A 13518-nucleotide genomic window follows, 5' to 3' on the forward strand; every position below is an offset into this window, starting at 1 on the left:
TTATTTTAGTCTGATATCGGATACTGAAGCACCTGATGGGATCATAGGAAATACGTTGTCTTCCTTTTCTACCCGCACTTCCAGGAAGTAGGGTTCTTTGGATGCCATCATCTCCTCCACCTTCTCCCTTAGGTCCTTCCGTTCGGTTACTCGACTGGCCTTGATATAGTAGCCTTCTGCTATTTTTACAAAATCAGGATTGGTCATTACTGTTGAGGCATAACGACTTTCAAAGAACAATTCCTGCCATTGCCTCACCATCCCTAGATGGTCATTGTTTAACACAACTATTTTAACCGGGGTCTGATTCTGATAAATCGTGGCCAGTTCCTGTATGGTCATCTGATAGCCCCCGTCTCCAACAATGGCGACAACTTCCCTATCCATGGCACCCATTTTAGCGCCAATAGCTGCCGGTAGTGCAAATCCCATAGTACCCAGTCCACCGGAGGTGATGTTGCTTTTAGTTTGATCAAATTTTGCATATCGACAGGCGATCATCTGATGTTGCCCGACATCAGTAACGATAACCGCCTTGTTCTTGGAAGCCAGATTGATTTCTTCAACAACCTCACCCATGGTCAGGCCCGGTTTGGTGGGATGAAGATCGTTTTCAATTACCGCCTGGAATTCTTCCTCATATTTTTTATCGAACTCCTTTTTCCAGGCTTCATGGCTGTTTTTCCTGATCAGTGGCAGTAATAATCCGAGTGTTTTTTTGGAATTGCCCAAAACGGCAATATCCACCTTTACATTTTTGTTTACCTCTGCCGGGTCTATTTCAAAATGGATAATCTTGGCCTGTTTGGCATAGGTATCCAGATTGCCCGTAACACGGTCATCAAATCGCATCCCAATGGCTATAAGTACATCACACTCGTTAGTGAGAACATTGGGGCCATAATTGCCGTGCATACCCACCATACCTACATTTAGCGGATGGTCAGTAGGTAATGCTGACAGCCCCAGGATGGTCCATGCAGCAGGAATACCTGCTTTCTCCACCAGTTTCTTTAACTCATCTTCCGCTTCTCCCAGGATCACCCCATGACCAAAAACGATATAGGGTTTCTTAGCATTGTTGATTATTTCTGCTGCTGCTTCAATAGCGGACAAGTCCGGTTTGGGTTCGGCATTATAACTTCGAATTCGGGTGCAGGGTTGATAAGTAAAATCCATTTCCTCAAACTGCGCATTCTTGGTTACATCGATAAGGACGGGTCCGGGCCTCCCTGATTTGGCAATATAGAATGCCTTGGCCATTATTTCCGGGATTTCCGCAGCCTTAGTAATTTGATAATTCCATTTGGTTACCGGTGTGGATATACCTATGATATCGGTTTCCTGAAAGGCATCAGAACCCAGTAAATGCCTGGGTACCTGCCCGGTAAGGCACACCATCGGTGTTGAATCGATCTGGGCATCGGCAAGTCCGGTTACCAGGTTGGTTGCACCGGGGCCTGAAGTAGCTACAGCCACTCCAACCTTACCTGTAACACGGGCATATCCCTGAGCGGCGTGGGTAGCCCCCTGCTCATGTCGGGTAAGTACGTGCTGAAGCCTGTCCTGAAATTTGTACAATTCGTCATAAACCGGCATTATAGCTCCACCCGGGTACCCGTAAATCAGGTCAACCCCTTCCGCCAGGAGGCAATGGATCAAGGCCTCAGCTCCGGTTATCCGAAGACTTTTTGATTCCTTTTGCTCTCCCTGTTTTTTCTTCAAAGTTTCCATACAAACTTTTTAATATTGGCCTGTCTTTATTCACAGCAGGCAGCATTTCTGCTAAATTTCATCCGTGACACATCCCTCAGAAGCCGAAGAGACCATCCTGGCATACTTGTAAAGGCTACCCCTGCTCACTTTAAGCGGAGGCTTCTGCCACAGGCTTTTTCGATTATCCAATTCTGCGTCTGATAAGTCTACGGAAATGGTATTCTTTTCCGCGTCTATCGTAATAATATCTCCATCTTTAACCAGGGCAATAGCCCCTCCTTCCTGGGCTTCAGGCGAAACATGTCCTACCACAAATCCATGGGTGCCTCCGGAGAAACGACCATCAGTTATCAGGGCCACATCTTTGCCAAGACCAGCTCCCATAATTGCAGCCGTTGGCTTTAACATCTCAGGCATACCGGGTCCGCCCTTGGGTCCTTCATATCGTATGACCACCACATCACCTTTTTGGACTTTTCCGGCTCCTATCCCCTTATTGGCGGCAAACTCATCCTCAAAGACTTTGGCCGGCCCTGTGAATTTTAATCCTTCTTTACCTGTAATCTTGGCAACGGCTCCTTTTTCTGCAAGGTTACCGTACAATATGCGTATATGTCCTGTTTCTTTAATAGGGTTTTCAAGGGGATGAACCACATCCTGCCCTTCAGCCAGGCCTGGAAGTTCCGCGAGGTTTTCAGCAACGGTTTTACCCGTCACGGTCATACAATCGCCGTGAAGCATGCCATGTTCTAACATAAACTTCATAACAGCAGGTGTGCCTCCTACCCTGTGAACATCCTCCATCAAATAGCGACCGCTAGGTTTTAAATCTGCCAGGAAAGGGGTGGAATCACTTATTCGTTGAAAGTCGTCCAGGGTAAAGTCTACTTTTGCCGCCTTGGCAATAGCCAGGAAATGGAGAACCGCATTAGTGGACCCACCCATCAGGGTTAGAAAGCGCACTGCATTCTCCAGGGATTTGTGATTAATGATATCGCTTGGCTTCAAGTCCTTTTCCAGCAAATACCTCAGGGCCCTGCCGGCATTTAAGCAATCCTCTTCCTTGTCTTTTCCAATAGCCGGATTGGAGGAGTTATAGGGCAATGCCATTCCCAGGGCTTCAATTGCCGAGGCCATGGTATTGGCTGTATACATACCGCCACAGGCCCCTGCACCCGGACAGGCATTTTCAATTACCTCCCTGAACTCCTTTTCGTTCATGGTACCCGCTACCTTTTCACCCCAGGCTTCAAAAGCTGAAACGATATCCAGTTTTTTACCGCGTAAACAACCGGAAGCAATAGTACCTCCATAAACCAGGATAGAAGGCCGGTCCAAACGGATCATAGCCATCAATGCCCCGGGCATATTCTTATCGCAACCCACTACAGTGGCCAGGGCGTCATAATTCATTGCCTGAACTACAGTTTCCATGGAGTCGGCAATAATATCCCTGGAAGGAAGGGAATACCGCATACCGTAAGTTCCCATGGAAATACCATCACTTACTCCTATAGTGTTGAAAACCAATCCTACCAGATCTTTCTCAATAGTCCCTTTTTTGACCAGCTGTGCCAGATCATTGAGATGCATATTGCAGGGGTTACCCTCGTATCCTGTACTGGCGATGCCTACGAGGGGTTTTTTCAGATCTTCATCGGTAAGCCCTATTGCATGAAGCATGGCCTGGGCAGCAGGCTGGGTAGGATCCTGCGTAACGTTTTTGCTGTGTTTATTTAATTCCATATAGTGGCCTGTACTCAGAGATGCCCATTTTGAAGGGCTATGCTTAGTTCAAAGATAATTCTTTGACTATCCTATGAATGGATTTCAGACATTCATACACAAAGTCAAGCGCCGGGATAAACAATTATATTGCTGTTTTACAGATATTTAAGTATATTATTTATATCATATTCATATTACTGTACGCCCTTTCTTAAAGGTTTCAATAGATTCAGTTAGGATGTACTATGCCATCATTTTTCCTGTAAGAAGCCTTACCTTTCCGTAAAATTGTATTCAACATGGAAAAATCGGTCAGTGATGCCATAGCCTATAGAAGGTCGGTGCGTATTTATAAAGACGAGTCCATTGATACCGAAAAAGTCAGGAAATGCCTGGAGAACGCTGCTTTGGCCCCTACAAGCAGTAATTTGCAGCTTTGGGAATTCTATCACGTGGTTGACCCGGAAGTATGCAGGCAGATAGCCAAAGCCAGTTTTAACCAGCCGGCTGCGCGTACAGCAAAGCAACTTGTTGTAATGGTAGTTCGCAAAGACCTGTGGCGAAAGAGGGCCAAAGCCAACTTGGCCTTTCTAAGGGATAGTTTTGGTCATAAAGCCAAATCAGAATACAGCAAAAGAGAAAAATTTGCCCTATCCTATTACCAGAAACTCATGCCTTCCATATACTCAGATTTTCTGGGGGTTCTTGGTATGATACGCTACCTGTTTTTTAATGTAGTCGGATGGTTTCGCCCGGTTTACAGGCAGGTCAGGGCCTCTGATATGCGTGTAGTAGCCCATAAAAGTGCCGGGCTTGCAGCACAGAACTTCATGATATCTATGGCTGCCATAGGTTACGACACCTGCCCTATGGAAGGATTTGACAGCCTCAGGGTTAAAAAGATACTGGGATTGCCTGCTTCAGCGGAAATAAACATGCTTATTGGTTGCGGGATCAGGGATGAGTCCGGCGTTTACGGCAGAAGGTTCAGAGTTCCCTTCGAGACGGTTTACAAGAAGATCTGAGAACTACTTCTGAATTACAAATTCTATTTTGTCCCCATGCTTTTTCTGGGCCAGCAGATTAATGGAACCTTCTGATAGCTGAAGAATCCTGGGGTAACCACCGGTTGTCTGCCCATCTACCATCAGGATGATAATCTTACCAGCCGGTGTTAATTGCACCGTTCCCGGAAGTGTTGCTGAGGTAAGCATAGAATGGATGTTGGGGCTCAAATGTTCCTCGAGCTGATACGCCATCCTGTTGTTTTCCTTCGCTATAGTAAACGACCTCACAAATAAACCTTCCAGTTGTTTGTCGTCCAGCAAATCGAATTCCGGGCCGGGATAGACCTGCAGCTGATTGCGCTTCCAGAAAGTATCCGGCTTTACCTGCATGATCTTGGGAACATAACTATCACAAGGTGTGTAAGGCAATTCCATATGCTCCCTGATACGGTTCATCTCCGTGATCGGTTTGTAAAAAGAACGACTATTCAGTATGGATGCAGTTTGAAAACCACCTTTGATTGCCAGATACACCCGTAAACCCTTTTTTAATTGTCCAAAACTCAGGATATCCCCGGGTTCTATTTCGTGTACCTCATTAATCCCAATGCTTTCACCGTTTAATTTGGCCGACATATCTGCACCGGCAAGGGCTATATAGGTAGGCTCGTGGAACTCCAGTTCCGGCCCGGTCATGGTAATTTCTAGCAAGGCATCTCCTTTCTGGTTTTCCAGCAATGAATTAGCACGGCGGGCTGCATAGCGATCCATAACACCAGAAACGGGCACCCCAAGATGACGGTAACCAAACCTGCCTGCGTCCTGCAGCGTAGTAAAAAACCCGCTTTTCCTTACGCTAATCATGCCATTCCTTTTTTTCAATGCGATATATCCCTACCTCTGCCTCAATTTGATGGAGGTCGTATTCCGCTTTGCTAATTTCATAAAATTGAACCCTGTCCCCTACACTGATAAAACACGGAGGATCCTTGCTCACATTGAAAACAGGAACAGGACAGTTCCCTATAATGTTCCATCCTCCGGGCGATTCCTGCGGATAAATCCCTGTTTGCTTAGCAGCTAAACCCACTGAACCCTTTTGCACATCCAGCCTGGGAGTTGGTTTCCTGGGTACTTCAAGGGATTTTGGCAAACCTCCGAGATACATAAAACCCGGAAGAAACCCAATCCCGTAAACCAGGTATGGCTGTCGGGTATGCATGTGGACAACCTCCTTCACGGACATCTGCAGTCTTCCGGCTACTTCTTCCAGGTCAATGCCGAAAGAGAGATCATAACAGACCGGTAATTTCCAGAGCCATCGGGTGGCAGGCTGACTGCCTTTTTTACTTTGATAGGCCCCGATCAATAAATCTTCATACTTATCTAATTCAACATTATTGAGATTATTGATCACCGTAAGGGAATTGTATGCAGCAACCAGCTCCCACTCCCCCTTAGGAAAAGCAGTGTTTATAAGGTGTTCTTTAAAATCAATTATATCCTCTAGTATGGCTTCCTCTACCCTGTCCGGCCAGGTAATTATTATTGCCCGTTCCCCAAAAGGTTTTATGTTTATTTTGAATGCTCCCACTATTTAACCTGAACTGCTCTTTTAGGTAATTCGCGGGAAAGATACATCAATATCTGCAAAACATATGGGGTATCGCCATGAAGGCAAAATGTTTCAGCCCTGATAGGTTGTATATCGCCGGATATTGTCTTTACCTTACCGGTATCAATAATATTTAAAATGTGGCCCATAACCTTTTCAGGATCGAGGATCAGTGCATTGGGCTCATTCCTTGATACCAGGCTCAGATCATTATTGTAGTTGCGGTCTCCAAAGGCTTCATAAACCAGCTCCCATTCCTGTTTTTGAGCCTCTTCTGCAATTACCGACCCAAAGGGCACATATAGTTTAACTCCGGACTTAAAAGGAGATACAGCATCGAGAAAAACCTTTGAAAGTACCGGATCATTGGCCAAATCATTGTAAAGCGCCCCATGGGGCTTGATATGGTTCAGGGAGGCTTTTTGTTTTTCAAGTATCTCACAAAAGGAATTCAATTGTGCCCGAATACTTTCTATAAAAGCATTTCGACTCATCTTTACGGATTTCCGTCCAAAATTTTCCCGATCCGGGTAAGACGGATGGGCGCCAATCTTCACTTTATGGCGCATGGCGATGCCAATCACCTCCTCCATGGTCTGCACATCGCCAGCATGCCCACCGCAGGCAATACTGCAAGATGATATCAGGGGCAAGAGCTCGTTTTCGTTTCCCACACCCTCCCCTACATCACAATTCAAATCAATTTGCTTCATACCAACTATGATAAAACACCAAAAACACCCGCTATGCTTTTCAAACCAAGTAGTAAAACCAGTACTAATATGATCAGTGCCAGCCCGTTTTGCCACCTCTTATTGGTATAATTTCCCATCACATCTGATTGATTTACAATCCACAACATCAGTCCGGCTACGGCGGGTAATAAAAGCCCATTAGTCACCTGGGCAAACTTAATAATCTCTATAGGTTTAAATTCCAGGGTTAAACTTAGGGCTCCCATAAGCAACACAAACATCCATACCCCCCTGAAACGATAGTCTTTTAATCCCGCCTTCCATCTAAAGCAGCTGTCGGCTACATACGCAGCTGCGAGTGGAGCAGTAATGGCTGATGTAACGCCAGCAGCAAACAATCCGATACCCATGAAATAACGTGCTGCGTTACCATAAAGGGGCTCCAGGCCTTTGGCAAGGTCCAGGGCACCACTAATGTGCTTTTCAGGTATGGCCACGGCAACTATCACAATTGCCATAGAAATAAGCCCTCCAATTCCTATGGAAAGTATAGCATCCCTCCTTACATGGACCAGGTCATTTTCTTTACTCCATTTCTCTTTTACCAGGCTGGCATGCAAGAACAGGTTGTATGGGACCACAGTAGTTCCAATGAGTCCCACCACAGTTAAGAGTCCTCCCTCCGGAAGTTCCGGGACTAAAAGACCCCTGAATATTCCTGAGATATCCGGTTTGGTTATAATGGCAGTGAGCAGAAATGAAATGCTCATCAGTATAACCAGGCCTACAAAAACCCGTTCCAGAAATTTGTAAGAGCCTCGATACAGCAATAAGAAGGCAAGTAATCCTATAATCCACGGATACCAAACCAGGTATTCCCGGCCAAAGAGGGCTTCAAGACCTAATACGGCACCACCAATATTACCGGCTTCGTATGCTGTATTCCCAATGACTATGGCGCCAAGTATCAGTATCACTACAACCACCTTCTTCCAGGGGGTTTTCAATGCCCTGAAAAGTGAATCAGCAAGACCCTGCCCCGTGATTATCCCAAGTCTTGCTGCCATTTCCTGCAATACAATAGTTGCAATGACGGAGAGAAGGAGTGCCCATAACAAGGTAAAGCCAAACCTGGCGCCGGCCAGTGTACATAAAGTAACTGTACCCGGCCCGATGAAGGCTGCAGCCACAAGAACCCCGGGTCCTAATTTTCTAAACATCAATTGTTTTTACCATCGTTGCGCTTGTTAAAGATACGAGTTTATGCTACTCAGCGTAATGATCGGTTTTTCAATTTTAAATCGCTCTTAAGGTGCAGTTCGTCTAAAAAAATGCAGTTCGTCTAAAAGTTGGGTGTCATACGTCGATTAAACATAATAATCAAAAAATATCGCGGTTATTAAATCCCCAAACCTACTTTTACCTACTTACGAATGACCTGTTTAGACTGTAAAAAAGAGCTAAGCTACCTGGACCATAAAAATTCCATGGATACCCTAGGGGTAGAACTTTGCCATCAACATAAAACCCGATTGGATAAGCTGATAAGGCTCAACAATACTCCCATTGAGGCTATACAGCTCTACTACGGACTTAAAAATGCCGGCGTGAGCCCAATGCTGGAATGGTGGGACGGAAATAAATCTATTGACATCGCCATTTCCAGGGTAAAACTCAACATCGAGATAGACACCGATTACCAGATGATGACTCATGAACAGGCCATGAACAACCTGGAAGAGGCCATGCATTCCTTCAGAAATGGATTCACCACAATTCGGATCCCCCATACGCTGATCCGCCACTACCTGAGTGAGACCGTCAACAGCGTACTGGGTATTATAGAGGGGTTAAGATTGAATATTAAGGTAGTATAATCCGGGGCCCAAAAACAAATTATTATGGAACCAAGCAGCCAATACACGGAACAGTCTTACAAACTAAGTAAACTCATACTTTGTTTACTAACCTTTGCTGCTGTTGCCATTATGGTAAACAGCAAGGCTGAATTTTCCAGGTACATCTTTGGCTTTCCCATAATCGTATCCGGAATCCTGGGTATTATTGGCTCCTATATCCTGTACAAGGGAAGGCATGAGCCTTTTAATGAGAAAAAGGTCATTGCTGTAATAGTGAATGTTGCTATGGTACTCTTAATACTTACTATCCTGATATCCAACACCCTGTACCGCCTATAACAGTGGCTATCACAACTGACCGGAAATCATACGTTCAGTTGCTGATTTAAATTATCAGATTTCATTTGCCGGTTTTTCGTATCTTCTTCTCATATTCATTGCACTATGAGAAATGTAGACCGACGACAATGGTTAAGGACTGTTGGACTTTCCGGAAGCTTTGCTTTCCTGGGAGGGCTTGAAGCCCTCGCCCTGGACTTTCCCGAACGGCCAGTCATTAATGACCAGCCCGTTAGGCTTAGTTCTAATGAAAATCCCTATGGCCCTTCTAAAAGGGTGCGGGAGGTGATGTCCAGCACCTTTGACGAAGCCTGCAGATATCCATTTAATGCCCTCAGGGGTTTGGTGCAAATGATTGCCGAGAAAGAAGGGGTGAGCAAAGATCATGTTGTAGTTACAGGAGGTTCAACGGAAGGCCTGAAGGCAACAGGGCTGGTTTATGGGCTTGGTGGTGGTGAGATCGTTGCCGCAGATCCCACTTTTCAGGCCATGCTGCAGTATGCAGAAACATTTAATGCACATATTCACCGGGTTCCCCTGGATGAAAATATGCAACACGACCTTGTTGCCATGGGCAAAAGGGTCAACAACAAAACACGGTTGATATTTATATGCAATCCCAACAACCCAACGGGAACGCTTCTCGATGCCTCAGCCCTCAGGGATTTCTGTACAAGTTACGACAGGGAAGCCCTGATATTCAGCGATGAAGCGTACTACGATTTCATTACGGAGCCAGACTATCCATCCATGGTTGAATTGGTAAAGGAAGACCGGAACATAATTGTTTCCAAAACGTTTTCGAAAGTCTACGGGCTGGCCGGACTGCGAATAGGCTACCTGATCGCAAGACCGGATATTGCTTCAAGACTTAAGGCTGCCGTAATGGCTAACACCAACATGCTCGCCATTGAGGCTGCCAAGGAAGCACTCAGGGACACGGACTTCTACAAATACAGCCTGTTGAAGAACGAAGAAGCCAAATCCTTAATCTATCAAACCCTGGATGGTTTGGGATTACCCTATGTACGTTCTCATACCAATTTCGTCTTCTTTAAATCAGGCAGGCCCATTCAGGATCTGATTTCCGCTATGCAAAAAGAAGGAGTGCTTATAGGCAGGCCATTTCCTCCGATGTATAACTGGGCCAGGATCAGTACCGGAACTGTACAGGAAGTAAGTGCCTTCAATAGTGCTTTGAAGCATGTAATGGGTTAAAGGTATTTTTTATCGATAAACGGTATTATTTTACCGATAAACCATTAAAGTGTAGGAGAATTACGATGTAGTTCATCGGATTTTCGGTTATAAGTCGATAAAATATTCCTTACGTGGAGTTAAATTAGGAAGGACTTTTTCGTTTTTGTTACTTGCTTAAGCAATTCAATCCCATGAAAAAGAGTACCACAACCACTTACATCCTCTATGCCTTTTGTGCTTTTTGCATCCTTTGGTCGTGGTATATTTTTATGTTTAAGACCCTCTGAAACGGTCAATTCCAGATTCATTCCCACTTAAAACTATATGCGCCAAGAACTTAAGCGCAGATATAATTGGCTTCTTGTATAATAAAACAAGGGGTTCAGGAGTTATTTATTAGGATATTCCAATGGCTAGAACGGCATATTGCTTCTAGCTTCAATACTTCCCGGAAGTTGCGGGAAATATTGAGATTCGGATTAACCCTGATACATGAAACATCGCTTACTGATAGCCCTATACTACCTGTCGGTGTTGCTTGTACCTGTTTACGGTGCAGGACTATTCCCTATTTCCACAACTGAAGACCCTATTGCGCTTTGCAAACAAATACTGGATCAAAAGCCAGAACCCTGGCAGCCTGACTCCAGGCAAAATTTGCTGGAGCAGTATGGGGATGCCTATGGCCTTGCAGAGAACGAAGACAAGTACATTCTTCTGGAATCCCCCACCCTGGCCTTCAGTTATTTCCAGGGAGGCTCATCGGTTATTGGCCAGTCCATATCCAGGGATGTGCTTATCCATATGCTCAAGCAGGCCATAACCGCTCCACAGGAAACTACTAATATCCTTGCCAGAGCCACAATACAGCAGGGAATGAAGGAGTACCTCAAAGCCTATGAAATTGCTGCGAAATACCGGGAAAGTCAGGAACTTAATTATGCAGATGCCCTACAGTTCCTGGACAATCGCTTTGGGTATTCCAAGCTGAACCATGCCGAACGACTAAGCGGACGACAAGTAAGTAATTCACAGGCTTTTAATGCCGATAAAAACACCAAAAAAATACTATCGGAATTAGAGAAGATCGGAAAACGCTATCCAAGCTCAATTCCCCTGGTCAACGCCCTTCCAATATTTGAGGATATCTACCAGCAACTGCTGGCTGCCAATGTAGGCATAGCCAGTTATCAGCCCTTCCGCGAATTCAGTAGTGAAATGCAACGCCTGAACCAGACAAGGATCAATGAACGGATCAAGTTCAGGTCTGAGATTCGTATTACTTATCCTGATTCTGGTACAGTCTGGACTATTCCGGAGCCTGTGGAATTGAAATGGACAACCGAAAAGATAGACCCGGACAAGACTATCCGGTTTTTCCTCGTCAAGGACGATATGGTGGTCCAGGACCTAGGAATTTTTAAGAATGAATCAGTCAGGAGCGACATTGTCCTGAGAAGGGGTTTGCCCGCCGGAGATAACTATAAAGTAATGGGAATAGAGCAATTCCCGGCCAACAAATACCACGTCGCAAAATTTGCAACACCTTTTTTCAGTATCCGCAAAGCGCCCCGCCCTCAAAAGAAACCTGAACCCGAGCCCGAACCTGAAATAGTGGTCGAGGAAGCTGCAAAACCAGAGCCTGCTCCTGTGGTTCCTGAAATACCCGAGCCTGTAAAACCGGAAGAGGTTGCAGTTGAAAAGCCCATTGTTACCGAACCTCCTGTTGCTGAAAAATCTGCTGGCGAAGAGCAAGTCCCAGTAGAAATCATTAAGGAAGAAACCCCGGTAGCGGAAAAGCAATCAGAAGTGCCCGTGAAAATACCTGAGAAAAGACCTGAAACTGAAGAAGAAATTGCCTTGAGAAACTTCTTTGATGGCAGGAGTATTTCCTACACCAAAGAACTGGTTGTGGAGACCGACAGGATCCAAATCAGCCTCTGGGATCACGGCCGACAGGATGGCGACATCGTTTCCATTTACCTGAATGGGGATCAGGTGGTTTCCAAGCATACACTTACCTACAAGAAGAAGGTCTATGAGGTGACACTGGATAAATCAAAGCCCAATGACCTCTTCCTGTACGCACATAACCTGGGTCGCTTTGCCCCCAATACCGTGTCTATTGAGATCAATGATGGCAGTAATGCCGAAAATATAATCCTCAATTCGGACCTTAAAAGCTGCGAAGCAGTGCTGATCAACGTTAAGCAGTAGGCTTCGTGTTGGCAATAGTGTTTGAAAACACTAGGGCCTGGCCTCCAGAATAAGATTGAACGGGGTTTCGGTAGCTCTCCTAAACCGCGTAAACCCACCTCCTGTCACGGCTTCTTTTATCTTTTTTTCTCCAGCCTGTGCACCCAGTGCCAGTCCAACTTCCTGATTCAGCGAGCAGGGAACACATAGTTGCGTAGAGAAGGCATAAAATGCCCTTCCTACCGGATTCAAGTTTTTTGACAGACTGTCTTCGGCATAAGGTTCCACTACCATACAGGTACCATCGGGCTTTAGAATCTCCTTCACATGAGAACATGCCCCTGCAGGGTCTCCCATATCATGAAGACAATCGAAAAATGCAACAAAGTCGTAGTCGCTGCCGGGTACATCTTTAGCTGCACACACCTCGAAGGAAACGTTTTCAACGCCCGCTTCTTTTGCCTTGGCACGGGCATGCTCTATTGATTTGTCATGGTAATCATAACCAAAGAATTGCGATTTTGGAAAGGCCTTAGCCATGATTATCGTAGAAGCTGCATGTCCGCAACCAATATCAGCTACCTTGGCTCCATTTTCCAGTTTTTCGACTACCCCGTCCAGTGCCGGCAACCAGCTGGAAACCAGGTTGCCCTCATATGAAGGACTAAAGAACTTTTCCGTACCGCAGTAAAGGCATTTGTTATGGTTGCCCCATGAAATACCCTCTCCAGTTTTGAAGGCTTCCATCATCTTAGGCTCATCGTGGTACAGGGAGGTAATAGCGTAAAACGCACCGGTCATAAAAACCGGACTATTTCTATTTCCGAAGGCCATTGCCTGTTCAGGTGTCATATGAAAGGATTCAGAAGAATCATCGTACTCCACATAACCTGATGCCGCTTGTGCAGCCAACCATTCTTTAACATAGCGTTCCGCGGTTCCTGTAGCCTTTGCCAATTCAGCCGGCGACATAGGCCCTTTTTCAGATAGGGTGGTGTACAGTCCCAACTTATCACCAATTGTGATTAAAGGCCCATTTGCTGCTGCGCCCATCTCCACTACAATCTTACCTAATAGTTCATGTAGCTTTTCCTCATTAATTTCCATGACTTTCTTTGCTTTAGTTAATTGTTCTGCTTGTTTTTGTAATTTGATCAATTATT

At 45.4% G+C, this 13518-nt stretch carries 12 protein-coding genes; 5 read left to right on the plus strand and 7 right to left on the minus strand.

Annotated features, from left to right (window positions below; all coding sequences use genetic code 11):
* Window positions 1-1734 (minus strand): biosynthetic-type acetolactate synthase large subunit, encoded by a 1734-nt coding sequence (gene ilvB / locus OO016_RS08825; protein ID WP_266012573.1) that lies wholly within the window; start codon window positions 1732-1734, stop codon window positions 1-3.
* A gap of 51 nt (window positions 1735-1785) precedes the next feature.
* Window positions 1786-3462, minus strand: a complete 1677-nt coding sequence (ilvD, locus tag OO016_RS08830; RefSeq protein WP_266012575.1) for a dihydroxy-acid dehydratase — start codon at window positions 3460-3462, stop codon at window positions 1786-1788.
* Between the two features lie 281 nt (window positions 3463-3743).
* Between ilvD and OO016_RS08835 the strand changes: the two genes are divergently transcribed.
* Window positions 3744-4469, plus strand: a complete 726-nt coding sequence (locus OO016_RS08835; RefSeq protein ID WP_266012577.1) for a nitroreductase family protein — start codon at window positions 3744-3746, stop codon at window positions 4467-4469.
* Window positions 4470-4472: 3 nt separating this feature from the next.
* On the opposite strand, the gene OO016_RS08840 is transcribed toward OO016_RS08835, so the two are convergent.
* The 4 genes from OO016_RS08840 to OO016_RS08855 are packed head-to-tail and all read right to left on the minus strand — an operon-like array spanning window position 4473 to window position 7981.
* Window positions 4473-5315 carry a 5-oxoprolinase subunit C family protein gene (locus OO016_RS08840; RefSeq protein WP_266012582.1) on the minus strand — a complete coding sequence of 281 codons (843 nt, stop codon included), beginning with the start codon at window positions 5313-5315 and terminating at the stop codon, window positions 4473-4475.
* Entirely contained in the window at window positions 5308-6045 is a 738-nt protein-coding gene (pxpB, locus tag OO016_RS08845; RefSeq protein WP_266012585.1) for a 5-oxoprolinase subunit PxpB, read from the minus strand. Before pxpB ends, OO016_RS08840 begins: the two co-directional genes overlap by 8 nt.
* On the minus strand, window positions 6045-6779 hold the full coding sequence (gene pxpA, locus OO016_RS08850) for a 5-oxoprolinase subunit PxpA (RefSeq protein ID WP_266012588.1): 735 nt from the start codon (window positions 6777-6779) through the stop codon (window positions 6045-6047). Before pxpA ends, pxpB begins: the two co-directional genes overlap by 1 nt.
* 5 nt (window positions 6780-6784) lie before the next feature.
* Window positions 6785-7981 carry an Nramp family divalent metal transporter gene (locus OO016_RS08855; protein WP_266012591.1) on the minus strand — a complete coding sequence of 399 codons (1197 nt, stop codon included), beginning with the start codon at window positions 7979-7981 and terminating at the stop codon, window positions 6785-6787.
* Between the two features lie 213 nt (window positions 7982-8194).
* On the opposite strand from OO016_RS08855, the gene OO016_RS08860 reads away from it, so the two are divergent.
* From OO016_RS08860 to OO016_RS08875, 4 genes are all read left to right on the plus strand, one after another.
* Entirely contained in the window at window positions 8195-8638 is a 444-nt protein-coding gene (locus tag OO016_RS08860; protein ID WP_266012593.1) for a hypothetical protein, read from the plus strand.
* Window positions 8639-8662: 24 nt separating this feature from the next.
* The gene (locus OO016_RS08865) at window positions 8663-8959 is read left to right on the plus strand and encodes a hypothetical protein (protein WP_266012595.1); all 297 of its coding nucleotides are present in this window, start codon (window positions 8663-8665) and stop codon (window positions 8957-8959) included.
* A 105-nt stretch (window positions 8960-9064) separates the two neighbouring features.
* Window positions 9065-10177 (plus strand): pyridoxal phosphate-dependent aminotransferase, encoded by a 1113-nt coding sequence (locus OO016_RS08870; protein ID WP_266012597.1) that lies wholly within the window; start codon window positions 9065-9067, stop codon window positions 10175-10177.
* 474 nt (window positions 10178-10651) lie between these two features.
* On the plus strand, window positions 10652-12376 hold the full coding sequence (locus OO016_RS08875) for an energy transducer TonB (RefSeq protein WP_266012599.1): 1725 nt from the start codon (window positions 10652-10654) through the stop codon (window positions 12374-12376).
* A gap of 30 nt (window positions 12377-12406) precedes the next feature.
* Here the strand turns inward: OO016_RS08875 and OO016_RS08880 are convergent, their stop codons facing one another.
* Window positions 12407-13462, minus strand: coding sequence for a class I SAM-dependent methyltransferase (locus OO016_RS08880; protein ID WP_266012603.1), 1056 nt, complete (start codon window positions 13460-13462; stop codon window positions 12407-12409).
* Between the last annotated feature and the right edge of the window lie 56 nt (window positions 13463-13518).

This window comes from Lentiprolixibacter aurantiacus, assembly GCF_026241225.1.
Taxonomy (GTDB): Bacteria; Bacteroidota; Bacteroidia; order Flavobacteriales; family Flavobacteriaceae; genus Lentiprolixibacter; species Lentiprolixibacter aurantiacus.